The organism is Thalassotalea sp. PLHSN55, from assembly GCF_052030545.1.
Classification (GTDB): domain Bacteria; phylum Pseudomonadota; class Gammaproteobacteria; order Enterobacterales; family Alteromonadaceae; genus CANMXU01.
Map to the genome: position 1 here is coordinate 397217 of NZ_JBPDIH010000002.1, position 25179 is coordinate 422395.

A 25179-nucleotide genomic window follows, 5' to 3' on the forward strand; every position below is an offset into this window, starting at 1 on the left:
ATGAAAAATTGCTATTAAAAAGTTATATTTTATGAATAAATGACGTAAAAAATGAATAATTATAACTAGGGTTACGCGGTTACGACCAAATTTTCGTAGTTTTTCATAGTGCAAACTTTATTGCGCCCATGGGCTTTTGCCTCATATAAGGCAGTGTCGGCACATTTAATCAGCTCTTCGTAACCTTGAATATTTTTATTCAATATTGCAACACCGATACTTACGGTACAACGAATACTATTTTCTTGGTGTGTAAAGACAGCTGTTTCAATCGCAATTCGAATACGCTCAGCAACATCTAAGGCGCCAGTAATGTCAGTTTCAGGCAAAATAATGCCAAACTCTTCGCCGCCGTAGCGACCAAATTGGTCACAAATGCGCAGTAAGCTTTTAATTTTTTTGGCTGTTTCAACCAAAACAGTATCACCACCTTGGTGGCCGTAACGATCGTTAAGTACTTTGAAATGATCTAAATCGAACATGATCAACGCTAGGTCGTGTTGATAACGTTGGGCGCGAGAAAACTCTTGTTCAAGTGAATTTTCCCAATGCTTGCGGTTAAAGATTTGCGTTAAGCCGTCAATACGATTTGCCAACGCCAATTCATCAAGCGTCATTTTTAATCGATTTTGGTAATGACAGACATCAGTGGCATCTTCAATTAAAATGCAAATATGCTTAACATCGCCTGCGGTTTCAACAGGTAAAAATGTGCAATTTTGCGCCATAAATAAACTGTCGGTACTAATTTGACGAGTATGCGGTAGTTCAAACAAGTGATGACGCTGTTCCCATGAGCAAAACGAAGGTGTATTTAACTGCAATACACTTAATAATTTTCGCTCAAACCAACGTTTAGGCAATTCAGGAAAGACATCATAAACCGATAGGCCAATCACTTGTTCAGGGGCTTTGTTAGCGTGTACCTGTAAAAAGCGATTCCATTTAACTATTTCACCACTGCCGGTGACAATAAGTACGCCAGTATTAATTTTGTCAGCTATCGCCAATGAAAAGTCTTCGGGGTTCATTAATATTGTTCCAAAATACGGTCAATCATGGTTTTTATATGCACGATCGCAGACTCAGGTATCAATAACACCATTTCACAATTAAATGAGTAGTCGGTGACTTGATAAATAATACGAACCTTTAGGGCAATATCCCAGTTAAACGAAAGCTGACCAATATGATCAGAAACAGTGGAATAGTTATTTGATAATAAACGCGGCGCGCTATACGACATTTGATTGTCAATTTGTCTGGCAAATACGTTTAAAAAAGTGGTTGTTAAGATAGAACTCAAATCGATAATTTGTTCTTCATCTGACAACTCATCAGGTTCATAACCCAATAAATCAGCCAATCGGTCTGAGTCTTTTGGTTGATACACCAAAAGCGCTTCGCCGCGAATACCATCATAGCCGAAAAAACCTTGGCTAACGACCGCAATAGAGTCTTGGTTCTGTCCTAACGAATTGGTGAGGGTTTGTGCATCAACTTGCTCAATATTGGGCACTTTCAAATAAATGAAGGTATCTAAATAGCGGGCAAGTTGATCGCTCGCTTGCCCCATTGCTACGTTAATCAGCTCTTGCAAGCAATCTTGCTGATCTTCATTTAAATTTAAATGGCTCATAGCACAGCAAGTTCTTGTATATGTTCTAATAGTATTTCAGGCTTAACCGGCTTGCTTAAAAAAGCTCGCGCACCGAGTGCTAACACCTTCTTTTGCATCTCTGGCTGAACATCAGCTGAGATGACAAATACACAACATTCAATGGCTTCTTTTTGAATAACTTCTAACACACCAACACCGTCAAGTACCGGCATAGTTAAGTCGAGAAAAAGCACATCTATTTTTTGACTGCGTAAAACATCTACAGCTTCTTGGCCATTGGTAACTAGCTGAACACCGTCACGATAATCTTCAGGTAAACTGCGTAATACCTGTTTTCTTGCTAAGTTTGAGTCGTCACAAATGAGAACAGACAAATCCATTATTTTCTTCCCAGTTTTTATTATTTTTATGCGCTCAACTAATCTACCTTAAATTTATTTGTTATTAAATAATTAACGGAAAAATAAAACAAAAAAGGTAGCAATTAAGCTACCTTTTTTGAATTTGTGCAGACAATTAACGTCAACTCGGCATTCGAGTAAACATAAATGGCTAAGCTAACATTAAATTAAGCAGAGCAAACGACAAAAATGCAGACCCAAAATATAACGTCGATAATTTTACATAATGTAAACGTGTTTTCATGCTTCCACCTCTTCAATTTAACTTGATGTTTTTCAATCAATATTTATGCCAATCGTTTGGTTAACGATTAAAGTGATTTAAAAATAATGATTAACAATGTGGAGACATTTTAACCAACAGCGCATAACAACACTGCTACAAGGTGTTTCAGCCTCGTTAATATTTGTAACCTAAAAATTGAAGGATATCGCGTATTTTTAAAGAAAGTGGAATGAAATTACCACGTTAGATCCGCTTGATGGGCTTTTAGCCAATTTTTTGCCGCTTTTACATTTGGATAAAACTGAGCAACTAATTGCCAGAAATGACTGGAGTGATTTAAATACTGCAAATGACAAAGTTCATGAATAATAACGTAATCAATAACAGACGTTGGCGCCATCATTAATAGGTAATTAAAACTCAGTTCTTTTTTGCTATTGCAACTGCCCCAGCGCGCTTTGTACTTTTTAATTTGATAACGCTGAGGAAACAACTGCGTTATTTGGCTAAGTTCATCTAACCTTTGCGGTATATAGGCTTTTCCCAATGTCAGTAACCAAGCTTCAAACGCTTGGGCGATTTTTTGGTGAAGTGTATCCTCACTTGCTAATTGATATTTATATTCAAGGACAATCGATAAACTATCTAAGCTTTCAGTGACACTAGGCTGGCTAGCAAATTCAATAGCAAGGCTTTTTTGTACGCCTTTAATCCATATTCGGCTGCCATGTTCAAACTGAATTAACGGCGCTTTATTTTGTTGTTCTGTTTGTTTTTGCTTTAACCAAGTCGCTTTTGCTTCAACAATAGCGGCAATATCTTGCTCGCTGACATAATAAGGAGCGCGCACAAAAATAGCGCCTTGCTTAACTTGCAAGCCAACCGTTTTTCTTTTTGCACTGCGAATAAGCTGGTAGTTTAGCGACATCAAATAATAAGTAGATAAACAGTGATTACACTAATTACGCAACGTCTTTAGTCTCTGTTTTTTCAACCGCTTTTACTTTTGCCTTAGGCGCAGGTTTCGCTTTTTTAGCTTGTAATGCAACTAACACGTCTTCACGATGTTGAGCGAGGAAAATGCTTAACTCTTCCGTCATGGTTTCGGTTAGTTCAATAGGTGAGCTTTCAAACATCGCCGTTAGGTTATCAGCCATATCGAGCATCTTGTCATATTCATCAGCACTTTTTTTATCCATGAACGTTTGAACCTCTACACCTTGCCTAATTACTACAAATCGACTTTCAACTGCCATTAGTTTTCCTCACCAAACCCGCTTTATTTATCATAAATAAAGCACTTAACTGTATAAAACATCAGTATCATAACAAGCATCTTGGTAAATTCCAAGTTTATCACCTGTATTTCATCTTAAGACAAATAACCGCTTTAACTGCTTTTTTATGTCTAAATATCTACAGATGTAAAACATCATTACAACAAAGATCGGGGGGATATTTCCAGAGTTGATGAATAACAACAAGATAGAGATCAATAAAAGCGGCGAACAAATATATTCATTTACATTCATCACCGGCAAATTAACACTTTTCTTTAAAAAACCTTCCATGATGAAAGTGCGTGCAGTGCTTGAACGCTTATAAAAATTGTTCGTATATCATTAATGGAGAGATGTCATGAAAACAGTAAAAGCCACAACATTAGCAGTAATAACCAGCGCCCTTTGTTTAGCAGGAACCAGCTTTACCAGCTCAGCCATGGACGAATATGTAGAGTCCGCCCTGATCAATGTCTGTAAGTCGGCCATGAGTAACAGTGTTATCCGTTACAACAAAACGATTAAAGGCTACCGTTTAAAAAATAAAACCGTTGCCCTTAAAGTAATGTGTAACGGCGACGATATTATCACCTTCGCCGAAAAACATAATGCTGATAAAACCGCAGCACGAATGTCAAAAGCGCTTGGTCAGGTGCAAATTAGCGACTTAGCGTTAGTACAAAAACAGTCGGTTACTTTTTAAACCAACACAAATAGTAAATTTGCTTAACCAGCTTGCAGTTATTAATCACAGCGAATCAACTCTCATTTTGTGGTAGAGAGTTGCATTGCTATTTCATATAGAGTGTTTATTAAATTTTACGTACTCTGAAAGTGCGGCCTTTCATTTTACCTTCTGATAACTTTTTCAGCGCTGGCTTTAATACTTTGCGCTCAACAGCAACATAAGCCCAGTTATCAAACATTTGTATTTTGCCAACTTGCTTACCTTCAATGCCACCTTTGCCAGTTAGTGCACCTAAGATATCACCCGGGCGAACTTTTTGTTTTTTACCACCATCAATTTGCAACGTGGTTACTTTCGGTTGATACGGTGAATGATCAAGCACGTCTGTTGATGGTAAAATATCTGGCGTAATGGTTTTATCTAAATAATCTTCCAGTAAGCCAACTTTATAACTTTCTTTTTCAGAATATAATGAACAAGCAATGCCCTTGCTGCCTGCACGCCCCGTTCGACCAATACGATGAACATGAACTTCACTATCACGTGCAATATGGTAGTTAATAACCATGTCTAACGAGTCGATATCTAAGCCGCGGGCTGCCACATCGGTTGCCACTAATATCGCAGCACTTTTGTTAGCAAAACGCACTAAGGTTTGATCGCGATCGCGCTGTTCCAGATCGCCATGAAGTGCCACGACACTGAAGCCGTAATTATGCAACCTATCGGCTAGTTCTTGCGTTTCACGCTTAGTATTACAAAAGATCACCGACGACTCGGGTTGATGTTCAAGTAATAACAAACGTACCGCCAAAGAGCGCGCTTCATCGTGATGTTCAACCTGATAAAACTTTTGCTCAATACTGCTATTATCATGGCTTGATTTTGCTTCCACCATAACAGGTTTAACCATAATACGCTGCGCAATCGATTGGATTTGTTTCGGGTAAGTGGCACTAAATAATAAGGTTTGACGGTTCATCGGAGTTTTATCAACAATTAAGTCAATTGCTGATTGAAAACCCATTTCTAACATGCGATCCGCTTCATCAAGCACTAGCATTTCAACATCGTCTAGGCGTAAAGTGCCTTTGCCAAGGTGATCTTCAATTCTTCCTGGGGTGCCGACAATAATATGAGCACCATGCTCAAGCGATCCTACTTGCGGACCAAAAGGCATACCGCCACATAACGTTAATACTTTAATGTTATGAATCGTGCGCGCTAGGGTACGAATTTCTTTGGCAACTTGGTCGGCCAATTCACGTGTTGGACACAAGACTAAGCTCTGAATACGAAAGCGTTTTACGTTAAGTTTTTCTAATAAACCTAAACCAAAAGCTGCCGTTTTACCTGAGCCGGTTTTACCTTGGGCGATAACATCTTTACCTGCCAACACATGCGGTAAGCTTTGCGCTTGAATATCAGTCATCTGCTCATAGCCAAGGGAAGTCAAATTTTTGAGTAAATCTTTAGATAAATTAACGGAAGAAAAAGCAAGTTGGCTCAAGGGTGTGTCCTGTTATGCAAAGGCTAAAAATACAGCGTGGTTAATATTGGCCATTATAACAGCATAGTGATCTTAGGTGGACTTATTCCTAGCAATAAATACAAAGGGGCACATTTTGCCCCTTTGATAATGAAAATTTTATTTCAACTGCCTTAAATGCTAGGTCAAATATTATCTTAAGAAATTATCTAAGGTAGTGATCAAATAACTGCACATCGACCATTTCACCAGCACATACTTTGCCTTGGCACGCAGGTAAAACGATATAACAATTAGCAATGGCCATACTCGATAAAATCCCTGAACCTTGACTGCCTGTGCTATGTACAACCGTTTCACCTTGCGGGTTTACCGACAACACGCCACGTTGAAAGTCCATGCGGCCGGGACCTTTTTTCAATGCAGTTTCTGTTTTCACTTTTAATTTAACTGGCTGGTAGTCATGACAATTTTGCATTTTTATTAACGCAGGAATTGCCAATAAGTGTGCCGTTACAACAGCTGAAACTGGGTTGCCCGGTAAGCCAAAAAAGTAGCTATTAGGTAATTTGCCAAAGGCAAACGGTTTACCCGGCTTCATGGCTATTTTCCAAAAGCCAATTTCACCTAATTCATCTAACACCTCTTTGGTGTAATCGGCGTCGCCAACAGAAACACCTCCTGATGAAATTACCGCATCCGCATTTTTATCTGCTTGTTCAAAAGCCGCTTGTATCGCTGCTTTGTCATCTTCAATAATGCCGAAGTTGATCACGTCAACATTTAATCGTTGCAACATGCCCGATAAGGTATGGCTATTACTTTCAAAAATATCACCATCGGTTAATGCCATTCCCGGTTGTTTTAATTCATCGCCGGTAGCAATTAGCGCCACTTTTAATTTACGTACAACAGTAACTGTAGCGACACCTAATGACGCCAACATGCCAATATCAATGGTGGAAAGTTTGCGGCCTTTGGCAAAAAGTAAGTGCCCTTTTGCAATATCTTCACCTGCACAGCGAACGTTGTCGCCTTCTTTTCTTAACGACAGAAAATGTACGGTATCGCCTTCAACTTGACAGTTTTCTTGCATTTCAACCGTGTCGCAATCGGCTGGCATTTTTGCCCCTGTCATTATGCGTACACATTCGTTCTTGCCACAGCTGCCGGTAAACGGTTGACCAGCCATTGAACGCCCTACTAAAGTTAAGCGTTCGGTATTGGCTCTATCAGCAATGCGAAACGCATATCCGTCCATTGCAGAGTTATTATGCGGCGGGACATTTATTGGGCTGTAAATGTCTTCTGATAATACGCGATCAAGCGCCGTTTCAATATTGATCGACTCACACTCTGACACTGGCTTGATCTCAGCCAACATTTGGGCAAGAGCATCTTCAAAGGGTTTAAGTCCGGGCGCAGAACAACAATCAGACATTATTTCAATTCCTACAAGTAATTAAAAAACTAGTGAGGGTAAAATACCCTAAAATCAATAAGGGTATTCTTGATTCAAATCAAGCTAAGCCCAGCAAGATAATATTACTATAAAAATAACAAAAATAAGCTATACTTGATGTTTAATTTTTACTAACGCTGATGCGTTGTGTAAGAATCACACAATCATTATTCGCCGAGCTAATTTAACTAACATTAAGGCATTAACATTTGCTGTTAGTCTCTTAATTATGTTTTCTTAGCCGTGGTTTGTTCGACTTAAGCAATAACAGTTAGTAGCGACCAAACCGCCAGGGTTAACGAGGAAACGAGTTAGCCTCCCGACATTTGGAAAGGTGACATGTTAACAGACAACTTCGGCCGCAAGTTTTATTACTTGCGCCTATCAATTACTGATGTTTGCAATTTTCGTTGCAACTACTGCCTACCTGACGGTTACGCTTGTGATAACGATCGTGACTTTTTAAGCTTGCCTGAAATTAAAAGAGTGGCAAACGCGTTTGCACAAATGGGCACTGAGAAAATTCGCATCACCGGCGGCGAGCCGTCTCTACGTAAAGATTTACCCGACATTATCAGCGCATGTAAACAAACGGCTGGCATTAAAAAAGTCGCTATTACCAGTAACGGTTATAAATTACCGGAACATCTTCCCGCTTGGTTAGACGCAGGCATTGATAATATTAATATCAGTATCGACAGTTTAGACCCAAGACAATTTCATGCCATAACCGGGCACAATAAATTAGATCATATTCTAAAAGGCATTGATATGGCGCTCGCAGATGGTCGCCCTAATATCAAAGTCAATACAGTGTTAATGCGTGAATACAATGGGTACGATATTCAAAGCTATTTAAATTGGCTAAAAGATACGCCAGTGACCTTACGCTTTATCGAGTTAATGCAAACCGGTGACAATCAAGAATTTTTTGATGCGCAACATGTACAAGGTTCACGCATTAAACAAAACCTGATTTTAGATGGCTGGCTACCTTGCATTCAAGAAAAAACAGCGGGCCCTGCACAAGAGTTTTATCATCCTGATTACCAAGGAAAAATTGGCCTAATCATGCCTTACAGCAAAGATTTTTGTAATACCTGTAATCGCTTGCGCATTAGTTCATTAGGTAAATTGCATTTATGTCTTTTTACTGAAGAAGGTCTATCGCTAAAAGAATACTTGCAACAAGATGATGTCGAGCCATTAAAAGCGCGTATTGCCGCAATGATGCACGATAAAAAAGCGACTCACTTTTTACAAGACAACCTAACGGGTGCAACAAAAAACTTAGCCATGTTAGGTGGTTAACTCTTTGTTTATTCGAAGTAACCTTTATTTATGATCACTGTAGCTAACATGACAACACCACAAAATAGATCTCAGCAAGACTGCCTCGGCATAGTGCTCGCTGGTGGTCAATCGTCACGCATGGGACAAGATAAATCCCAGTTAATGCGTAACCAAGAAAACATGCTCAACTTTAGTCAACAACTACTTGTTGATGCCGGCATTGCGCAAACGGTTATTAGTGGTAGTCAACATCAAAATGATAATGCAATCGCTGATGTTATTGAACAAGCAGGTCCTTTAGGCGGCATTTATAGTGTCATGCAAAAACATCAGCCGAAAGCGGTGTTGATACTACCTATCGATTTACCGCTTATGACCAGTCAAGCGCTCAAGCAGTTGAAACTAACGGGTGAATTAAGCCAAAAAGCCTGCTTTTATCAAGATAATTTTTTACCTTTATATTTGCCCAACAACGGTTTACTTGAACTGTTTTTTCAACAAGCGTTTCCACAATCTGGACAAGGCTTTTCAGGTAAAGGTCCATCAATTAAAGGCCTATTAAAGCAGTTGCCGCATCAAACATTAACGGCAAGTAACCAACAAACCTTATTTAATACCAATACGCCTGAGCAATGGCAGCAGGCGAAAAACATATTTTTGAACAAACGGAGTTCTCATGTCTAAGCATGGCGGCAATGAATTTTTGCCTTTAAATATTGCGGTACTTACCGTATCTGATACTCGCGATGAGTCAAACGACACATCTGGTCAAGCGTTAGTTGAACGCCTAACGGAAGCCGGCCATAACCTTGCAGAAAAAGCGATTGTCAAAGACGATGTTTATCAATTGCGCGCAATCGTTTCAAAATGGATTGCTAGCGACCAAGTGCATGCCGTTATTTCAACTGGCGGCACCGGCTTTACCGTACGTGACAATACGCCAGAAGCATTAACACCTTTATTTGATAAAGCAGTAGAAGGTTTTGGCGAGGTATTTCGCCATGTGTCACTGCAAGAAATCGGCACATCAACTATTCAATCGCGCGCTTTTGGCGGCATCGCTAACGGCACAGTCGTGTTATGTGTTCCCGGTTCAACAAATGCTTGTAAAACCGCATGGGACAAAGTCATTAAAGAGCAGCTTGATGCCAGTCATCGCCCTTGTAATTTTGTGCCGCACGTTAAAATTAGCCAAGCACAAGCTTGTCAAACACGTGGTTAATCAGCTATGAGCGATTCAAACACCCCAAGCTTAAGTCACGTTAACGCCCAAGGCGAAGCGAATATGGTTGATGTTACTGAAAAGTCGATGACATCTCGCACGGCAACTGCGCAAGGCTTTATTAAAATGAGCCCGCAAACCATAAAGCTTATTCACCACGGTGATAATAAAAAAGGTGATGTATTAGCTGTCGCCCGTATCGCGGGTATTCAAGCCGCAAAAAAATGCAGCGACTTAATTCCGCTTTGTCATCCTCTGATGTTAACTAAAGTACAAGTTGATTTTGAAATTGATACCATCAACAACCAGGTCAAAGTGGTCAGTTTATGCCGTTTAACTGGGCAAACTGGCGTGGAAATGGAAGCGTTAACTGCAGTGTCGGTTGCTTGTTTGACCTTATTTGATATGTGTAAAGCGGCCGACCCTAATATGGAAATTTTTGGCATAAAAGTATTGACCAAAGAAGGTGGAAAATCTGGTTCTTGGCAAGCCAAAGGGCAAAATGTAGAAAAGGAACAAGCATGATCAAAGTGATATTTTTTGCGGCACTTCGTGAACAATTAGGTTGTGGTGAAATTGAATTAGCCGCACAAGACTTGCAAAACATTGCTGATGTCAAAGCGAAATTAGTGCAATTACATCCGAATTGGCAAGCAACATTTGAAAACCAGTCACTGTTAAGTGCCGTTAATCACGATATGGTTGACGCACAGACGCAAGTTACATCTGGTGATGAAGTTGCCTTTTTCCCGCCGGTAACAGGTGGATAATTTGATGGCAGAAATAATCAGCATTCAAGCGCAAGACTTTAGCCTAGCTGACGAGGTTGCCCTACTCGAAGAAAATAACCCAAGCGATGGCGCAGTCGTCACCTTTACCGGCCGAGTGCGCAATAAAAATGAAGGCCTTCAAGTGAGTGGCTTATACCTTGAACACTACCCGGGTATGACAGAAAAATCGCTCGACAAAATCATTACCATTGCCAAAGAGCGTTGGAGCATAGGTCGCGTAAGAGTTATTCACCGTATCGGTCAACTTGCCATTGGCGAGAAAATTGTCTTTGTTGGTGTGACTTCAATGCATCGCAAAGATGCCTTTGCGGCGGCAGAATTTATTATGGATTATTTAAAAGTACAAGCGCCCTTTTGGAAAAAAGAGCTTACCGAAAACGGTGAAAAATGGCTTGACGCAAAAACTTCTGACAGCAATAAAGCGCAGCAATGGGAAAGTTAAGTGCTGCGCTTATTATCTTTTTTGTTGCCGCCTATTAAACAACGGGCAAACCAAAGCCAGTACATCATCTTGGCTTGCATCTTATGTATTTTTAGCTTTTCATCTGCTGCAAAACAAGACAAATTGCGCATTGCTGTTGCGGCAAACTTTGCGCCGGTATTAGAACAACTGCTACCAAGCTTTAACAAGCAAACCGGTATTCAAACCCAAGTGATCAGCGGCGCAAGCGGCACTTTGTATCAACAAATTTATCACGGCGCCCCTTTTGATGTGTTTTTATCAGCCGATGAAAAAAGAGCACAACAGCTAGAACTTGACCAACTTATTGTCAGCAATAGCCGCGCAACTTATGCCATTGGCGAACTCGCCTTGTTTTCCAACACCCACAAATTATTATCGCTAGCGCAGCTAAAAAATTATCAGAAAAAAGTCGCCATCGCTAACCCTGCCATTGCACCCTACGGCAAAGCCGCCAAAGAAGCGTTAATCAGTTTGGGCTTATGGAACGATTATAAAAAACAACTGGTTACTGGCATTAATATTAATCAAACTTTTCAGCAAGTACGCAGCAAAGCCGTTGAACTTGGCGTTGTCGCCTATAGCCAATTAGTGCTAAACAACTTATCAGGTATAAAAATTGATGCGAGGCACCATCAGGCCATTAACCAGCAACTGGTGATCGTCAAGGCCAGTAAACAACATGCTAACGCTCAGCAGTTAAAAGACTATTTATTAAGCGCGCCAGTACAAGAAAAAATCCGCCAGTTTGGCTATCAGTCAGCCGCAGCGTTAGCGCAACAAGGTGATTTGTAATGCTTGAAAACTCTGATTTCATTGCCTTGCTCACCACCTTAAAAATGGCAGGGTTAACCACCATTATTTTGATGCTTATTGGTACGCCACTGGCATGGATGATGGCTAATATGACCAGCCGATTTAAAGTCATTTTAGAAGCCATTGTCGCCTTACCTTTGGTCTTGCCACCGACAGTATTAGGGTTTTATTTATTGATCGCCTTCTCGCCTCAACATTTACCCGGCCAAGTTTGGCAACAAGTTACCGGCCAGCAACTTGCTTTTAGTTTTAGCGCTTTGGTGATCGGCTCGATTATTTATTCTCTGCCGTTTGTGGTGCAGCCGCTACAAAAAGCGTTTGAGCAGTTAGGTCACGATTATCTTGAAGTGGGCGCAACGTTAGGTGCAGGGAAACTTGACCGATTTTTTCATATCGTTTTTCCGCTCACAAAAGCTAGTTTTATTACCGCCGCAACCCTTGGTTTTGCACATACCATTGGCGAATTTGGTGTGGTATTGATGATTGGCGGCAATATTGAAGGTGAAACGCGTGTTTTATCGATTGCCTTATTTGATCATGTTGAAGCGTTTAATTACGCCAAAGCGCATACGCTTGCGCTGAGTTTGTTAGTGGGCTCGGTGCTATTGCTGGCCTTGGTCTACTTACTTAATTTTCAAAAACCAATGTCAAATAATGGCAAACCTGCAGCAGGTAAACAATTATGGTAAATGCTGCAAATAACACAAATAGCATCGCAATAGACATCAAGGCACATTTTGAGCCATTTTCTTTAAGCATAAAACAACGCTTTCCTGCGCAAGGGATTACTGGCATTTTTGGTCATTCAGGCTCAGGAAAGTCGACATTGTTACGCATAATTGCCGGTTTAGAGCCTAATGCACAAGGTCAAATTACCTTTGATCAACAATGCCTGCTCGATACTAGCACTAAGCGTTTTATCAAAGCCGAACATCGCCATATTGGTTTGGTATTTCAAGACTCACGCTTATTCCCGCACTTAACGGTAAAAGAAAATTTAGACTTTGCGGTTAAGCGCTGTCAGCGTCCTAGTTTAGACTTTGATGAAGTAATTGAGTTGACCGCGCTGAATGAGTTAAAAAACAAAAGTATTCAGCAACTCTCAGGCGGAGAAAAACAGCGAGTTGCACTGGCCAGAGCCATATTGGCTGAGCCAAAGCTTCTGCTTCTAGATGAACCGCTAAGCGCGTTAGACAAAGACAATAAAGCCTTAATGTTGAATTTATTGGTGACCATTAAAGACAAACTGAATATTCCGATGTTTTATGTCAGTCACTCTATGGCAGAATTACAGCAAGTTGCTGAAAATTTGTTAATTTTAGCCCAAGGTAAAATAGTCGACTTTGGTAATATTCACCAAGTGATCCACCGTTTAAATACACCTAACAATAAAAATTCATTAATCAAACAGCAAACCAGTTTAGCGTTAACGGTAAAAGCACATCATAGTGAATATGGTTTAACCCGTTTAACCATCAATAGCGATCAACACATTTATTTACCGCTACTTGATGAGCAAATAAAAGTGGGCAGTGAGTTACGCTGTTTTATCTTTGCCAACGACATTAGCATTAGTTTAATCGAGCCAACAAACTCGTCGATTGTCAATCACTTATTCGGAACAATTTGCCAAATAAAAAAGCAAGACAGTAGTGTGCTACTGACCATTGAATGTGGCGATCATCAGTTTTTCACTCATATTACCAGTCTGTCGTTTAAACAATTACAGCTTGACCTTAACAAGCAGGTTTACATTCAATTTAAAGCCAGTGCAGTAAAAACGTTTCATTTACCTTCAGGAGTTTAACCGGTGTTATCTCAACAAGAACAACTTCGTTATAGCCGTCAAACTATACTTAGCCAAATTGGCGAGTCAGGGCAACTAAAACTTAGACTAGCCAAAGTACTGATTGTTGGGCTTGGCGGCTTGGGTAACCCAGTTAGCATGTATTTAGCGGCAGCAGGTATAGGTAAATTATTACTGGCTGATGGCGATAAAATTGAGCTGACCAATTTGCAGCGCCAAATTATGTTTAACGAACAAGATATTGGTAGCAACAAGGCCGACTGCGCCAGTGAAAAACTCAGCCAACAAAATGCTGATGTTGATATTGAAGTGATTGACGAAATGCTTGATCAAGAACTTTGTGACTATTACATCCCCGATGTTGATGTGGTGATTGATTGCACCGACAATATCGGCACCCGTTATTTACTTAACCAAGCGTGCCTAAGGCATAAGGTACCTTTAATTGTGGGTGCTGCGACAGGTTTTGACGGTCAACAAATGGTGATTGATCCTAGAGATGAGCACAGCGCTTGCTACCAATGTCTGTTTCCAGAAAGTGAAAAAGCACCCGCGAATAATTGTCAAACCGTGGGCATACTTGGTCCAGTTTTGGCGATTATAGGTGGCATGCAGGCATTGCAAACCATAAAACTCATTACTGGAAATCAGGTGAAATTAAGCCAACTACATTTGTTTGACGGCTTAGCCAACCAATGGCAGCAATTTACCATTAAAAAACAAAAAAATTGCCCTGCTTGCCAACCTAAGTAAGCACACGGGTATGTACATAAGTGCCACTTTAAAATCGATGTATCAAAAAAACATTAAAAACTAAGCATTAAAAACTAAGCATTTTGAATATAAAGCGCTAAAAAACAAAAAGCCCTCAACAGAGGGCAGTCATTTAAACAAAGCTTAATATTTGGTTTGTCAGTTTGGGAAGTTGATGACTAACGATATAATCCCATATTTCGTTCATTAACGGCTTCTCGCCAACCACCTAGCCATTCCGATCTAGCATCAACATTTTGATAAGGGCAGTTATCCTTTGCTCTGCCACCAAGTCCGGCTTGGTAACCGTTTGAATATGCTCTGCCTAAACGATCTCTTTTCTGTCTTTTCATGCATGACTCTCCATTACTAACGCACTTTAACGCACTGATAATTAAATAAAAACTCTACATCCAATATCGACTTCTAAAAACAACCGACAATTTATTAAAGATTAATTTCAGTTTTATGACAAGTGAAAATATGTAATTTTAAGTAACTTTTATGTTCTTTATTTAGCCGTTTTTATAACCAATTCTGGCTTCATTAAAAAAAACAAAGTGTTAGCAAAGCTCTCTTGAATGAATAAAAATCATTCGTCTTTTTTAATCAGTGGTTGTAGCATTTCTTCTAAGCCATTGAGCTTAATTTCATACATTAATGCCAATTGTTGACCCAGTTTTCCTTCAGGAAAACCTTTTGATTGAAACCAAACCAAATAAGGCTCTGGCAATTGAATAAGTTTTCTACCCGCATACTTGCCAAATGGCATGACTTGATTAATAGCATCGCTTAATTGTTGTTGATCGTTTAACAAAGTTTTTCCTTCTTAGCACAGGCTAGAGCATGTTGACCTTTGTGATATAAATTTTGTTCGAATTAAACTGCGGTAAATTGTCGCAGTTTGTTTGTTTTTTATTCCAACCAACGCAAACCCGCAGTAGACTGATTTTGTTCACTTTACATTTGTAACGATTTATATTGGTGGTTAATACCACATGCGCCCTACGCTGACTTAGTTGGTGTTGGGCGTTTTTGTAACTTACGTTGTAAAGTTCTTCGATGCATAGACAGCTGTCTGGCAGTTGCTGAAACATTGCCATTATTAAATTTTAATACCTGCTGAATATGCTCCCATTCCACTTGCTCGGCTGATAGTACCTTATCTTCATCTTGACTAATCACCGGCTCAGTTTTCGCTGCCTTTGGGTTTAGCGCTGCCAATAGGGTTTGGGTATCAACAGGCTTAGTTAAATAATCATCCGCACCAAGTTTTATCGCATCGACTGCTGTGGCGATACTGGCAAAGCCAGTTAATAAAATAATACGACTTTGCGGTCTTAACTGCCGCATAGGGTTAATTAAATTTAAGCCACTTTCATGGTGTAGTTTCATGTCGAGCAAAATAAAATCGGGCAAATGGCGATGACACGCTAACAAAGCATCGTTGCAAGTGTCGGCATGCCAGCAAGTAAAACCGTGTTTTTCTAGGCGCCTTTTTAAGGTATTAGCGAAAGTTGTATCATCTTCGACTAATAGTAGTTTCATTGTCTCGCTCACCTCTATTTCTCCTTGACTAATGGCATGCTCAAAGTAACTTTTGCGCCGCCACTTTCATGATTAGTAAGTGATAACTTACCACCTAAGCGTTCTAAACTTGAGTGACTTAAAAAAACAGCCATACCTAAACCTTGGTTGCTTTCCACCGGTTTTACCCCTAATTCAGCCAATTCTGCGCGTTTAAAACCTTTACCAAAATCACGAATCTCTAATTGCCAACGCTGTTTAACGATATCGCTATTTAGCTCAATATTGTTATTGTTGTTGGCCTTAGTTGCCCGAATGCCGTTGTTAATTAAATTTAATATCGCGGGCAGTAACGTGGCGTCTGAGACCACTTTATGGTCCGCAAAGCTCTGCATAGCCGCTAAATGATTTATTTTAATGTGAACATCTGGGTAGTTTAACCCTAAATTGTCAGAAATTTTATCAAGTATATCAGCGCAACTTTCAAGTTGACTGGTTTGCTCTTTAATATCAAAGACCATTTCCCGAAATTCGCCTAAGCTTTTACTGCATCTTGCAATTTCAGTTTGCATGTCTTCAACCGCTTCATTACTTGGAAAGTCTTCTTTTAGTTCATCCGCTAATAGCTGAATGGTGGCAATAGGTGTCGCTAATTGATGGGTAATTTGCGCGGATGCAACTCCCAATGAAATCACTTTTTCTTGTTTGAGCTGTTCTTCGCGATAAGCTGCAATCGCGCGCTCTCGCTGATTAATGCTGCGTGCCATTTTACCAACGACGATAGCGACAACCCCGGTAGAAAATAAAAAATTCACCCACATCGCGATAAAATGACCTTCCATATTGCCGTGCATCATGTGCATGGGGGTAAGCCATAATAATACGCTGTAACAAGCAATAGCCGAAACGGCCACTAACGATAATAACCACGGTGTTAAGGTTACCGCCGCAAGTGCAATAGGAAGCAATAACAAGGAGACAAAGGCATTGGTTGCACCGCCACTAAAATAAAGCAGCAATGATAAAAAGAGAATGTCAGCGCTAATTTGAATGACCAAATCGCGCTGCTGTGCACTGCGCCGCCAATAGTAACCCCCACTTGCCAAAGTAAAAGCAATTTCAACCAATATTACCGCCATTAACGGCAACCAAGGTAGCTGATGATCTAAGCCTAAATTAACAAATAAAATCAAAAAGAATTGAACCAAAATGGCGGCGCACCGTAATACCAGAATCATCTGTATTTGGCTGACACCTTTGGTCATTTCACTAAAAAAGCCACTCATGGTGATTTTATTTCCCTTAATTTCATTCTATTGGCTGAATAATAACAGTTGAATAGGTGAAGTAAATTGATTGAACGAGTATTATTGGCTTTTATCAAAACTCTTTGTCGTTAAACAAGGTTACTTACATGAATCGTCAAATAATTACGCTAGGTGCTGGTTGCTTTTGGTGTGTAGAAAATATTTTCGCTCGTATAAAAGGGGTTGAATCTGCTATTAGTGGTTATGCTGATGGTGACATTGAAAACCCAAGTTATGAACAAGTCTGCTCAGGTAATACTAATCATGCAGAAGTGGTACAAATCACCTTTGATAGCGACGTTATTTCAGTGTCAGAACTGTTGACGGTATTTTTTGCGATTCATGATCCAACCACGCTAAACCGCCAAGGTGATGATATTGGCAGCCAATATCGTTCGACCATTATTTATCACAATGATGAGCATGCCCAAGCCGCTAAAAATAAAATTAACGAGCTAACCCAAGCCAATAGTTTTAGCGACGCCATTGTTACGAAAGTTGTACCCTTGACGCAGTTTTATTCAGCTGAAAGTTATCACCAAGATTATTACAACAACAATGGTGACAATCGCTATTGTCAGTTGGTTGTTGCCAAAAAGATCCAAAAATTCCTTGAGAACTTCCCTCACTTGTTACAAGAGAGTTAATACCAAATGGGTAGCAAACATAAACCTGCTACCCATTTTTATTGGCTTAGACTGCTTCCTCACTCTTATTCCAACAAAAAAACTCCCGCTAACAACAATTTAACCGACCTCAGTTACACTTGATTACTTGTTAGTGATAATCGTTATCATTAACATGGCGAGCAATTATTATTCTCACTTTCCGCTTATTGGAAGAACCATGAAATACGCTCCTCTTGTTAGTGCCATCGCCCTTGCCTTAGTGTCCACGCACAGTGTTGCCGACGATTCAAACATCGAAATTATTGAAGTTAAAGGGAGTTATTTTAATAACTATAAAGTTGATAACGCCAGCGGCGCAATGCGCGGTGATATGTCGTTGCTTGAAACAGCACAATCAGTCAGCGTTATTAACGACATCATTATTAATGAGCAGTTAGCGACTACGTTAAGTGAAGTATTACAAAATGACGCCAGCCTTATTGCAGGTTCAAAACAGCGTAATCGTGAAGTCTTTAATTTACGTGGCTTTGAGTTAAGCTCTAACAATGGCTATTTACGTGACGGTCATCAGCATTGGTCGCATTATCAACAACCTATTGAGATTCTGGAAAGTGTTGAAGTGATCAAAGGGCCATCGAGTATTTTGTATGGACAATCTGCCCCTGGTGGTTTAGTTAACATGGTCACCAAAAAGCCAACTTTTAATCGTTTTACCACTGTAGGCGCTGATGTTGACCATTTAGGTTCAACGCGTTTTACCTTAGATAGCGGCGGCGCATTAAACGACGATGAAAGCCTGAGATATCGCGGCGTATTAGTACAACAAAACGCAGTTTATGAACGCGAATATCAAAATGGTGAACAGCGTGAACGTGACCGCCTTTTAGGTGCCTTAGTTTTAGACTACGACGTTACCGATAACTTATTAGTGCGTTTTCACGCCGATCAAACCAATGACAAAGCCGGTTTAGATACTGGCGCCTGGTTAAATAGCGACGGTAATGTAATTGGCGACAATAAAACCATTCGCGACATGTCGTGGGCGTTTACCGATATTACGGTGAATAATTTAGGTGTTGATGTTGAATATGCATTAAATAATGAATGGCAGTTAAAAGCAGGTATTAACAAGCAAAACTTTGAGCGTCAGCGTTTTGAGTCTGCACCCAAGTACAACGAAAATGTCGAGCATGGTCAAAGTTATACTTCAAGACCTTATGACCGTTTTGATGACTGGGAATTTAGCACCGCCTACCTAGATTTAACCGCTGATTTAACCTTAGCAGGTATGAACCATCAATTATTAATAGGCGCCAACGGCCTTAATTACTATTATCAACAAACCAAATACGATGGACAGTCGTTTGACTATACGGTTGGCGATAGTGAACCTGATGCCAATATTAACTACGACGAAATTGCCAGCCAGAGCATCACTGAATATCACTATTACGGTTTTTACTTTCAAGATCTCATTAGCTTAAACGATCAATGGCAAATATCATTAGGTGGTCGTTACGATATCCAAAAGAAAGACAATGCCGATAATGAAACCTTCTTGCCAAAAGCGGGGATTTTGTATCATCCAAGCGACGAAATCACCCTATACGCAAGTTATAGCGAAGGGTTTGAGCCACAAACTACCGAAACAATCGTTGATGATTCGGACGTAAATTATGGTATGGAACTCGAGGCAATGACCTCCGAGCAATTTGAAATTGGCGCAAAATGGCAGTTACTTGATGATCGCTTATTGTTGACCGGTGCCATTTTTGATATTACCAAAAATGGCATGTTAGTCACTGAAGATTATGCTGGTCCTGGCGACTATCAAACCATTACTACCCAAGCAGGTACACAGCGTCATCAAGGTTTTGAACTTGGCGCACAAGGCTCAATTACCGACCGTTTATTTTTAATGACTTCTGTGATGCAATTAGATGCCGCCTATGGCGAAGATAATGACGTAACGCTAGCTGGAAATACGCCAATCGATGTACCAAAATGGTCTGCGTCATTGTGGTCACGTTACGAATTTAACGAAAAGATAGCCATTAATGCTGGCGCGTTTTATCAAGGTGAGCGCTACGCTGATGTTGAAAATACCATAGTAAAAGATGCTTATACGCGCATTGATATTGGTGCGACATATAGCAGCACGATTTATCAGCAAGAAGTTAACTTTCGCTTCAACATTGAAAACTTATTGGATAAAACCTATTTAGCTGGCGGATCTTATTCAAGTGTCACCGTTGAAGATGGCAGACATTTCCGCCTGTCGATGCAAATGCCTTTTTAACGCTAAAATGTTTAACGCTAAAGGCTTTTGCGACTAAAACTTATGTCGCTGCATCTAGCTTAAATAAAAATGGCTAAGAAATTACTTTCTTAGCCATTTTTTGTATCTTCATAATTTAGCGAGTTTTTTACTAATACATCAAGGTATACAGTTTTCTACGGTACTTAGTCGCTAATGGGTCACCGTCTGGCAGTGCTTTTAAAATATCGAGCAATAAGGTTTTGCTGGTTTGATCGCTAGCATCAGCCTGCATCAAACGAAACAAAATAGCTAACGCCTCTTCATTGCGATTAACTTGATTATATTGCGCTGCTAATTGTTGTTTAAGTGAACTATTATCTGGCTCACTCGCCAGTTGTGTTTCCAATGCCTTGATCTCTGGAGAGTCGGCAGCCTGACTGGCTAATTCCAATTTTGCCATTACCGCTTGATAGTCGCTATCTTGGTCGATCATGGTGATGGTCGCTAACAACTCTTCTGCTTCGCTCAGTTTACCGGTTTGAATGTAAACCTGTGCCAACACTAATTTGATATCAGCGCGGCTACTATCTAGCTGATACGCTTTGGCGATCGGCGTTAATGCGTCATTGACATTATTTTGAGCAAGCAGTTGTTTGGCTTGAACTAGCAGTTCGTCTTCTTCTTTAGGTAAATGCTTAACTAAAAAGGCTTGCAAAGCTTCGTCGGTTTGTGGACCAGATACACCATCAATCGGTTGACCGTCTTTAATCACAATAACTGTTGGTAGTGCTTGTAAGCCAAATTGTTGAGCGATTTGTTGCTGTGCTTGGCAATCAACCGTGGCAAATAAAATAGCCTCTTCTTTACCTTGCAATGCAATCGCCAATTTATTTTTTAACTCAACACTTTCAGGAATTTGTTCAGCCCAAAAGTCAATTAAGACCAGTTTCGATTTTGATTCTTCAACCACAATCTGCTGAAAGTTTTCTAAATTTATTTCGACAACCGATGTATTCACAGCATGTTCCATTTTTAAATTAATAATGTCTTATTGATGATTTTGGGGCAAATGCGCTTAGTTCAAGCACCTTATGCCAATTGGCTTAAGCATAGATAAAATATAACAAACCAAAACCGAGAATTAATCGATAAATAACAAACGGCATCATGCCTAATTTATTCACCAAAATAAGGAAATAATGGATACAGGCGTATGCACTAACAAAAGCTAAAATACTGCCTAAGCCAATGGCCTGCCAATCAACAGGTTCCATTGACGTAATGAGTTTTAACGTTAAGTAACTGCCCGCCATAGCAATGGCAGGAATTGACAGTAAAAATGAAAAACGTGCGGCATTGTCACGACTTAAGCCAAGCATTAAACCTGCAGTCATAGTAATACCTGAACGAGAAGTGCCCGGAATAAGTGCCACTGCTTGAGCAATGCCAATAATAACGGCTTTTTTCAGCCCCAGTTTTTCCATTCCAATATGTTCAGACTCGGTTCTTTTGCCCGCAAGCAAGTCGGCATAGGCAAGCAAAGCGCCAAATATTAACGTGGTTGCGGCAATTACAAGTGCAGAACGTAAATGCTCTTCAATTAAATCTTTACCTAATAAGCCAAAAAGCCCGGCAGGAATTGTCGCAAGAATAATCCACCACGCTAATTTGCCGTCAAAACTGTTGCTATTTTTTTCAGGGCCAATGCCAACAGTGCCAAACCAAGCTACCGCCATCGCGCCAACTTCTTTTCTAAAATACAACACCACGGCAAGCAAGGTGCCTACATGCACCGCAACGTCAAAAGCAATGCCTTGGTCGTTCCAGCCTAAAATTGCTGATGGCAAAATTAAATGTGCTGAACTGGAAATAGGTAAAAACTCAGTCAATCCTTGAATTAATGCCAGAATTAAAATTTCGATGGTACTCATTTTTAATAAAACCCTTTTAAAGTTTTTACTATTTGTTAGTTAATTATTTATTGGTTGAGCGTTTACAGGCCAAGTTAACGCTACTTTGCGTAGCTGTTGGCTTGTTTGGTCAAAACTTTGCCAAAGCTGATCAATAGTTTGTTTTGCTATCGGGTGTATAACATCGCCGGCAAGTTCGGCTAATGGCCACAAGACAAAAGCGTTAGTGCAAATTTCAGCGCGAGGAATTTGTGCAGGCGATGAAAGCACTAAATCATCATAAAGCAGTAAATCTAAATCTAAGGTGCGTGAGCTAAATTTTTGTGCATTTTCTTCACGGCCGTGAGCAAATTCTATATCACGCATAGTTTGCACTACGTGTTCGATACTTTGCTTGGTATTGGCGCCAATTACCATGTTATAAAAGTCATCGCCGTCAAAACCGACAGGGCTGCTTTCAAATAACGACGATAAGGCAAGCTCGCCAAAAGCTTGTTGAAGTGCTGATAAACCTAAGTGTAAATAATGGTCTCGATTAATATTGGTGCCTAGCGAGATATAAATTTGCGCCATTATTAGCGTTGACCTCTTTCGATTTCCACACCCACAGTTTGCGCATTGTGCACCGCACCAGGTTTACCAATCGCCAGTTTTAACCACGGGATGTGATAACTTTCAATTAAATAAGCGGCTAAACGCTCGGCAAGCGTTTCAATTAAATCAACGGGGTTCGCGTTTGCAAAAGTGGCAATAGCTTCTGATATTTGTGCATAATCTAATGTTTTTGCCAGCTCATCATTTTCAGCAGCTGCGGCGATATTCCAACCCATTTCCAGATCGATAACTAAGGTTTGTTTGATCTCTTTTTCCCAAGCATAAAAGCCAATGGTGGTTTGAATGCTAAGACCTTTAATAAAAACCTTATCCATAAATTTGTCCTTCAGTTTTCACTTTAAAAATAGCCAAGGGTTAATAAATTCTGTGACCTTTAGCACATATTTTTATCAACAATAACTAAATAAATGGCGAGTTTACCTGTCAAGCCCTAGAAAAACTAGCTAACTAAACGATACAATTATAAAATAATTGAAATTTTAGTGATTGAAAGGAAATAAGAAGGCTTGATGTTATTAACAACATTAGTGATGACAATTTTAGCTTATTTCATTGGCTCAATATCGAGTGCGGTATTGCTGTGCAAAATCACTAACCTGCCCGATCCGAGAACCGTGGGTTCTAAAAACCCAGGCGCAACCAATGTATTAAGGCTAGGCAATAAATTCCTCGCCGCCTTAGTATTATTTTTAGATATTTTAAAAGGCACAATTCCAGTTTGGAGCGCCTACTTTTTAGCAATAGAGCCGGTTTATTTAGGCATTATCGCTATCGCAGCCTGTTTAGGGCATATGTACCCGATATTTTTTAATTTTCAAGGTGGTAAGGCGGTAGCAACCGCATTTGGCGTACTGCTACCAATAGGTTTAGATTTGGGTGCTTTGTTAATTGTGACTTGGCTGTTTGTGGCTAAAACAACCAAGTATTCAAGTTTAGCGGCAATTGTAACGGTCTCGCTTGCGCCGTTTTATACGTGGTTAATTAAGCCTGACTATGTTTATGCGGTACTTATGTTAAGCACACTGATCATTATTAGGCATAAAGATAATATCGTTCGTTTACTTAAAGGCACCGAAAGTAAAATATCATCTAGCGTGTTAAAATAAGCTAAATTGCTGCTAGCGTATCAAGCGGCCAGCGCGGCGTCGCTTTAAAAGTTAAGTCAGTATCAACCCCAGCTTTTAAGCGTTGCATGCCCGCATAAGCGATCATCGCACCATTATCAGTGCAAAACTCTGGACGCGGGTAAAAGACTTCACCGCCAAGTTTTTTGGTGATCACCGTTAACTTTTCACGCAGCGCACTATTGGCACTTACGCCACCGGCAATAACTAAACGTTTTAATTTACATTGCTCTAATGCGCGGCGACATTTAATTGCAATGGTATCTACCACAGCTTCTTGAAAGGCATAAGCAATATCGGCATGCACTTGTACTTTTTCTTCTTCGCTAGTTATACGTTCATTTTCTTTATAAATGGTATTAGCGGCGAAGGTTTTTAAACCACTAAAGCTAAAGTTTAAACCGGGTCTATCGGTCATAGGACGCGGAAATTTATATTGCCCTGCACGGCCGTTTTCAGCCATTTTGGCGAGCACTGGCCCGCCAGGATAATCTAACCCTAACAGTTTTGCTGTTTTATCAAACGCTTCACCGGCAGCATCATCAACCGACTCACCAAGCATTTCATATTGGCCAATACCGTCAACTCTTACTAACATGGTATGTCCACCCGAAACTAACAAAGCAACAAACGGAAACTCTGGCACATTTTCTTCTAGCATCGGTGCTAATAAATGCCCTTCCATATGATGAACAGGTACAGCTGGTAAATTCCAACCATAGGCTAAACTGCGACCAATTGAGCAGCCGACTAATAATGCGCCGACCAAACCTGGGCCTGCGGTATACGCTACGCCATCTAAATCTTGTGGCGTCATATTCGCGTCGCTTAACACCTCTTTAATTAACGGAATGGTTTTACGCACATGATCGCGAGATGCTAATTCGGGTACAACGCCGCCGTAATCTGCATGTACAGCGATCTGACTATATAAACGGTGAGCAACAATCCCTTCAGGCAAATCGCCTTGACCATCGTCATAAATGGCTATACCTGTTTCATCACAAGAGGTTTCAATACCCAAAATTCGCATAAATAATCCTAAACTGTAGCGCAGAAAAATTGATTCAATATAAACAACGCGGCGATTTTACCTGTCTTGAAAAGAATTCACCACCTAAAACCGATTAAAACTTTACTTTGCTATAGGCTTGGCTATAGAATACGTCACCCATTTTTAAATAGAGCGGGTGATGGTCAAGCAATAATGCTTAGTCTAATCGCCGATTTATATAGATACATACTAAGGTAAGAGGCACAATGCCAGTAATTAAAGTTAGAGAAAACGAACCATTTGACGTAGCACTACGTCGTTTTAAACGTTCATGTGAAAAAGCAGGTATCCTTTCAGAAGTTCGTCGTCGCGAGTCTTATGAAAAACCAACTTGGGAACGTAAGCGTAAAAAAGCAGCAGCAGTTAAACGTGCCGCTAAAAAACTTTCTCGTGAGAACGCTCGTCGCGTTCGCATGTACTAAGATTACCTTAGTAGCTTTTTGA

Annotated in this window: 31 protein-coding genes and 1 riboswitch; of the genes, 15 read left to right on the forward strand and 16 right to left on the reverse strand. The window is 40.2% G+C overall.

Going from position 1 to position 25179, the window contains the following annotated elements; genetic code table 11:
• Positions 1–71: 71 nt before the first annotated feature.
• From ACRRSQ_RS04875 to ACRRSQ_RS04895, 5 genes are all read right to left on the reverse strand, one after another.
• The gene (locus ACRRSQ_RS04875) at positions 72–1031 is read right to left on the reverse strand and encodes a diguanylate cyclase (protein ID WP_440874582.1); all 960 of its coding nucleotides are present in this window, start codon (positions 1029–1031) and stop codon (positions 72–74) included.
• A complete protein-coding gene (locus ACRRSQ_RS04880) occupies positions 1031–1639 on the reverse strand; it encodes a chemotaxis protein (protein WP_440874583.1) in 609 nt (202 codons plus the stop codon). The genes ACRRSQ_RS04875 and ACRRSQ_RS04880 overlap by 1 nt, the downstream gene beginning before the upstream one ends.
• Positions 1636–2001 (reverse strand): response regulator, encoded by a 366-nt coding sequence (locus tag ACRRSQ_RS04885; RefSeq protein ID WP_440874584.1) that lies wholly within the window; start codon positions 1999–2001, stop codon positions 1636–1638. The genes ACRRSQ_RS04880 and ACRRSQ_RS04885 overlap by 4 nt, the downstream gene beginning before the upstream one ends.
• Before the next feature lie 482 nt (positions 2002–2483).
• Positions 2484–3176: a M48 family metallopeptidase gene (locus tag ACRRSQ_RS04890; protein ID WP_440874585.1), complete on the reverse strand. Its 693-nt coding sequence runs from the start codon at positions 3174–3176 to the stop codon at positions 2484–2486.
• A 34-nt stretch (positions 3177–3210) separates the two neighbouring features.
• Entirely contained in the window at positions 3211–3504 is a 294-nt protein-coding gene (locus ACRRSQ_RS04895; protein WP_440874586.1) for a YebG family protein, read from the reverse strand.
• Between the two features lie 382 nt (positions 3505–3886).
• On the opposite strand from ACRRSQ_RS04895, the gene ACRRSQ_RS04900 reads away from it, so the two are divergent.
• Positions 3887–4231, forward strand: a complete 345-nt coding sequence (locus tag ACRRSQ_RS04900) for a DUF3718 domain-containing protein (RefSeq protein ID WP_440874587.1) — start codon at positions 3887–3889, stop codon at positions 4229–4231.
• A 109-nt stretch (positions 4232–4340) separates the two neighbouring features.
• Here ACRRSQ_RS04900 and dbpA read toward each other — a convergent pair whose 3' ends face one another.
• Positions 4341–5726: an ATP-dependent RNA helicase DbpA gene (gene dbpA, locus ACRRSQ_RS04905; RefSeq protein ID WP_440874588.1), complete on the reverse strand. Its 1386-nt coding sequence runs from the start codon at positions 5724–5726 to the stop codon at positions 4341–4343.
• A gap of 184 nt (positions 5727–5910) precedes the next feature.
• Positions 5911–7146, reverse strand: a complete 1236-nt coding sequence (gene moeA / locus ACRRSQ_RS04910) for a molybdopterin molybdotransferase MoeA (protein ID WP_440874589.1) — start codon at positions 7144–7146, stop codon at positions 5911–5913.
• 181 nt (positions 7147–7327) lie between these two features.
• Positions 7328–7520: riboswitch (molybdenum cofactor riboswitch) on the forward strand.
• Between moeA and moaA the strand changes: the two genes are divergently transcribed.
• From moaA to ACRRSQ_RS04960, 10 genes are all read left to right on the forward strand, one after another.
• Positions 7507–8478, forward strand: coding sequence for a GTP 3',8-cyclase MoaA (moaA, locus tag ACRRSQ_RS04915; RefSeq protein ID WP_440874590.1), 972 nt, complete (start codon positions 7507–7509; stop codon positions 8476–8478). (Overlaps the previous riboswitch by 14 nt.)
• A gap of 30 nt (positions 8479–8508) precedes the next feature.
• A complete protein-coding gene (mobA, locus tag ACRRSQ_RS04920; protein ID WP_440874591.1) occupies positions 8509–9144 on the forward strand; it encodes a molybdenum cofactor guanylyltransferase in 636 nt (211 codons plus the stop codon).
• Positions 9137–9682, forward strand: a complete 546-nt coding sequence (gene moaB, locus ACRRSQ_RS04925; protein ID WP_440874592.1) for a molybdenum cofactor biosynthesis protein B — start codon at positions 9137–9139, stop codon at positions 9680–9682. Before mobA ends, moaB begins: the two co-directional genes overlap by 8 nt.
• A 6-nt stretch (positions 9683–9688) precedes the next feature.
• Positions 9689–10207: a cyclic pyranopterin monophosphate synthase MoaC gene (moaC, locus tag ACRRSQ_RS04930; RefSeq protein WP_440874593.1), complete on the forward strand. Its 519-nt coding sequence runs from the start codon at positions 9689–9691 to the stop codon at positions 10205–10207.
• On the forward strand, positions 10204–10452 hold the full coding sequence (locus ACRRSQ_RS04935; protein ID WP_440874594.1) for a MoaD/ThiS family protein: 249 nt from the start codon (positions 10204–10206) through the stop codon (positions 10450–10452). Before moaC ends, ACRRSQ_RS04935 begins: the two co-directional genes overlap by 4 nt.
• A gap of 4 nt (positions 10453–10456) precedes the next feature.
• Positions 10457–10915, forward strand: a complete 459-nt coding sequence (gene moaE / locus ACRRSQ_RS04940; RefSeq protein WP_440874595.1) for a molybdopterin synthase catalytic subunit MoaE — start codon at positions 10457–10459, stop codon at positions 10913–10915.
• Positions 10916–11728, forward strand: coding sequence for a molybdate ABC transporter substrate-binding protein (gene modA / locus ACRRSQ_RS04945; protein ID WP_440874596.1), 813 nt, complete (start codon positions 10916–10918; stop codon positions 11726–11728).
• On the forward strand, positions 11728–12438 hold the full coding sequence (gene modB / locus ACRRSQ_RS04950; protein ID WP_440874597.1) for a molybdate ABC transporter permease subunit: 711 nt from the start codon (positions 11728–11730) through the stop codon (positions 12436–12438). Before modA ends, modB begins: the two co-directional genes overlap by 1 nt.
• The gene (gene modC, locus ACRRSQ_RS04955) at positions 12432–13556 is read left to right on the forward strand and encodes a molybdenum ABC transporter ATP-binding protein (RefSeq protein ID WP_440874598.1); all 1125 of its coding nucleotides are present in this window, start codon (positions 12432–12434) and stop codon (positions 13554–13556) included. The genes modB and modC overlap by 7 nt, the downstream gene beginning before the upstream one ends.
• Positions 13557–13559: 3 nt before the next feature.
• The gene (locus tag ACRRSQ_RS04960; RefSeq protein WP_440874599.1) at positions 13560–14309 is read left to right on the forward strand and encodes a HesA/MoeB/ThiF family protein; all 750 of its coding nucleotides are present in this window, start codon (positions 13560–13562) and stop codon (positions 14307–14309) included.
• A gap of 179 nt (positions 14310–14488) precedes the next feature.
• Here the strand turns inward: ACRRSQ_RS04960 and rmf are convergent, their stop codons facing one another.
• The 4 genes from rmf to ACRRSQ_RS04980 form a co-directional block, all read right to left on the reverse strand.
• Positions 14489–14662, reverse strand: coding sequence for a ribosome modulation factor (gene rmf, locus ACRRSQ_RS04965; RefSeq protein ID WP_440874600.1), 174 nt, complete (start codon positions 14660–14662; stop codon positions 14489–14491).
• Between the two features lie 239 nt (positions 14663–14901).
• Entirely contained in the window at positions 14902–15126 is a 225-nt protein-coding gene (locus ACRRSQ_RS04970; RefSeq protein ID WP_440874601.1) for a DUF3820 family protein, read from the reverse strand.
• Positions 15127–15314: 188 nt separating this feature from the next.
• A complete protein-coding gene (locus tag ACRRSQ_RS04975) occupies positions 15315–15857 on the reverse strand; it encodes a response regulator transcription factor (protein ID WP_440874602.1) in 543 nt (180 codons plus the stop codon).
• A gap of 14 nt (positions 15858–15871) precedes the next feature.
• Positions 15872–17122: an ATP-binding protein gene (locus ACRRSQ_RS04980; protein WP_440874603.1), complete on the reverse strand. Its 1251-nt coding sequence runs from the start codon at positions 17120–17122 to the stop codon at positions 15872–15874.
• Between the two features lie 128 nt (positions 17123–17250).
• Here ACRRSQ_RS04980 and msrA point away from each other — a divergent pair, with 128 nt between their 5' ends.
• Together msrA and ACRRSQ_RS04990 are read left to right on the forward strand one after the other, a co-directional pair.
• On the forward strand, positions 17251–17790 hold the full coding sequence (gene msrA / locus ACRRSQ_RS04985) for a peptide-methionine (S)-S-oxide reductase MsrA (RefSeq protein ID WP_440874604.1): 540 nt from the start codon (positions 17251–17253) through the stop codon (positions 17788–17790).
• 199 nt (positions 17791–17989) lie between these two features.
• On the forward strand, positions 17990–20071 hold the full coding sequence (locus ACRRSQ_RS04990; RefSeq protein WP_440874605.1) for a TonB-dependent siderophore receptor: 2082 nt from the start codon (positions 17990–17992) through the stop codon (positions 20069–20071).
• A gap of 130 nt (positions 20072–20201) precedes the next feature.
• Here the strand turns inward: ACRRSQ_RS04990 and ACRRSQ_RS04995 are convergent, their stop codons facing one another.
• The 4 genes from ACRRSQ_RS04995 to folB form a co-directional block, all read right to left on the reverse strand.
• The gene (locus ACRRSQ_RS04995; RefSeq protein ID WP_440874606.1) at positions 20202–21050 is read right to left on the reverse strand and encodes a tetratricopeptide repeat protein; all 849 of its coding nucleotides are present in this window, start codon (positions 21048–21050) and stop codon (positions 20202–20204) included.
• 85 nt (positions 21051–21135) lie between these two features.
• The gene (locus tag ACRRSQ_RS05000; protein WP_440874607.1) at positions 21136–21963 is read right to left on the reverse strand and encodes an undecaprenyl-diphosphate phosphatase; all 828 of its coding nucleotides are present in this window, start codon (positions 21961–21963) and stop codon (positions 21136–21138) included.
• Between the two features lie 39 nt (positions 21964–22002).
• Entirely contained in the window at positions 22003–22515 is a 513-nt protein-coding gene (folK, locus tag ACRRSQ_RS05005) for a 2-amino-4-hydroxy-6-hydroxymethyldihydropteridine diphosphokinase (protein WP_440874608.1), read from the reverse strand.
• 2 nt (positions 22516–22517) lie between these two features.
• Positions 22518–22871 (reverse strand): dihydroneopterin aldolase, encoded by a 354-nt coding sequence (folB, locus tag ACRRSQ_RS05010; RefSeq protein WP_440874609.1) that lies wholly within the window; start codon positions 22869–22871, stop codon positions 22518–22520.
• A 195-nt stretch (positions 22872–23066) separates the two neighbouring features.
• Between folB and plsY the strand changes: the two genes are divergently transcribed.
• Positions 23067–23663, forward strand: coding sequence for a glycerol-3-phosphate 1-O-acyltransferase PlsY (gene plsY, locus ACRRSQ_RS05015; protein WP_440874610.1), 597 nt, complete (start codon positions 23067–23069; stop codon positions 23661–23663).
• A 1-nt stretch (position 23664) separates the two neighbouring features.
• Here plsY and tsaD read toward each other — a convergent pair whose 3' ends face one another.
• Positions 23665–24714, reverse strand: coding sequence for a tRNA (adenosine(37)-N6)-threonylcarbamoyltransferase complex transferase subunit TsaD (tsaD, locus tag ACRRSQ_RS05020; protein ID WP_440874611.1), 1050 nt, complete (start codon positions 24712–24714; stop codon positions 23665–23667).
• A 227-nt stretch (positions 24715–24941) separates the two neighbouring features.
• On the opposite strand from tsaD, the gene rpsU reads away from it, so the two are divergent.
• Positions 24942–25157, forward strand: a complete 216-nt coding sequence (gene rpsU / locus ACRRSQ_RS05025; RefSeq protein ID WP_074500846.1) for a 30S ribosomal protein S21 — start codon at positions 24942–24944, stop codon at positions 25155–25157.
• Positions 25158–25179: the final 22 nt, after the last annotated feature.

Excerpts from the sequence above, each read along its gene's own strand:
- ACRRSQ_RS04875 (WP_440874582.1), bottom strand. The coding sequence starts at position 1,031 with ATGAACCCCGAAGACTTTTCATTGGCGATAGCTGACAAAATTAATACT.
- ACRRSQ_RS04880 (WP_440874583.1), bottom strand. The coding sequence starts at position 1,639 with ATGAGCCATTTAAATTTAAATGAAGATCAGCAAGATTGCTTGCAAGAG.
- ACRRSQ_RS04885 (WP_440874584.1), bottom strand. The coding sequence starts at position 2,001 with ATGGATTTGTCTGTTCTCATTTGTGACGACTCAAACTTAGCAAGAAAA.
- ACRRSQ_RS04890 (WP_440874585.1), bottom strand. The coding sequence starts at position 3,176 with ATGTCGCTAAACTACCAGCTTATTCGCAGTGCAAAAAGAAAAACGGTT.
- ACRRSQ_RS04895 (WP_440874586.1), bottom strand. The coding sequence starts at position 3,504 with ATGGCAGTTGAAAGTCGATTTGTAGTAATTAGGCAAGGTGTAGAGGTT.
- ACRRSQ_RS04900 (WP_440874587.1), top strand. The coding sequence starts at position 3,887 with ATGAAAACAGTAAAAGCCACAACATTAGCAGTAATAACCAGCGCCCTT.
- moeA (WP_440874589.1), bottom strand. The coding sequence starts at position 7,146 with ATGTCTGATTGTTGTTCTGCGCCCGGACTTAAACCCTTTGAAGATGCT.
- moaA (WP_440874590.1), top strand. The coding sequence starts at position 7,507 with ATGTTAACAGACAACTTCGGCCGCAAGTTTTATTACTTGCGCCTATCA.
- mobA (WP_440874591.1), top strand. The coding sequence starts at position 8,509 with ATGATCACTGTAGCTAACATGACAACACCACAAAATAGATCTCAGCAA.
- moaB (WP_440874592.1), top strand. The coding sequence starts at position 9,137 with ATGTCTAAGCATGGCGGCAATGAATTTTTGCCTTTAAATATTGCGGTA.
- moaC (WP_440874593.1), top strand. The coding sequence starts at position 9,689 with ATGAGCGATTCAAACACCCCAAGCTTAAGTCACGTTAACGCCCAAGGC.
- ACRRSQ_RS04935 (WP_440874594.1), top strand. The coding sequence starts at position 10,204 with ATGATCAAAGTGATATTTTTTGCGGCACTTCGTGAACAATTAGGTTGT.
- moaE (WP_440874595.1), top strand. The coding sequence starts at position 10,457 with ATGGCAGAAATAATCAGCATTCAAGCGCAAGACTTTAGCCTAGCTGAC.
- modB (WP_440874597.1), top strand. The coding sequence starts at position 11,728 with ATGCTTGAAAACTCTGATTTCATTGCCTTGCTCACCACCTTAAAAATG.
- modC (WP_440874598.1), top strand. The coding sequence starts at position 12,432 with ATGGTAAATGCTGCAAATAACACAAATAGCATCGCAATAGACATCAAG.
- rmf (WP_440874600.1), bottom strand. The coding sequence starts at position 14,662 with ATGAAAAGACAGAAAAGAGATCGTTTAGGCAGAGCATATTCAAACGGT.
- ACRRSQ_RS04975 (WP_440874602.1), bottom strand. The coding sequence starts at position 15,857 with ATGAAACTACTATTAGTCGAAGATGATACAACTTTCGCTAATACCTTA.
- ACRRSQ_RS04980 (WP_440874603.1), bottom strand. The coding sequence starts at position 17,122 with ATGAGTGGCTTTTTTAGTGAAATGACCAAAGGTGTCAGCCAAATACAG.
- msrA (WP_440874604.1), top strand. The coding sequence starts at position 17,251 with ATGAATCGTCAAATAATTACGCTAGGTGCTGGTTGCTTTTGGTGTGTA.
- ACRRSQ_RS04990 (WP_440874605.1), top strand. The coding sequence starts at position 17,990 with ATGAAATACGCTCCTCTTGTTAGTGCCATCGCCCTTGCCTTAGTGTCC.
- ACRRSQ_RS05000 (WP_440874607.1), bottom strand. The coding sequence starts at position 21,963 with ATGAGTACCATCGAAATTTTAATTCTGGCATTAATTCAAGGATTGACT.
- folK (WP_440874608.1), bottom strand. The coding sequence starts at position 22,515 with ATGGCGCAAATTTATATCTCGCTAGGCACCAATATTAATCGAGACCAT.
- folB (WP_440874609.1), bottom strand. The coding sequence starts at position 22,871 with ATGGATAAGGTTTTTATTAAAGGTCTTAGCATTCAAACCACCATTGGC.
- plsY (WP_440874610.1), top strand. The coding sequence starts at position 23,067 with ATGTTATTAACAACATTAGTGATGACAATTTTAGCTTATTTCATTGGC.
- tsaD (WP_440874611.1), bottom strand. The coding sequence starts at position 24,714 with ATGCGAATTTTGGGTATTGAAACCTCTTGTGATGAAACAGGTATAGCC.
- rpsU (WP_074500846.1), top strand. The coding sequence starts at position 24,942 with ATGCCAGTAATTAAAGTTAGAGAAAACGAACCATTTGACGTAGCACTA.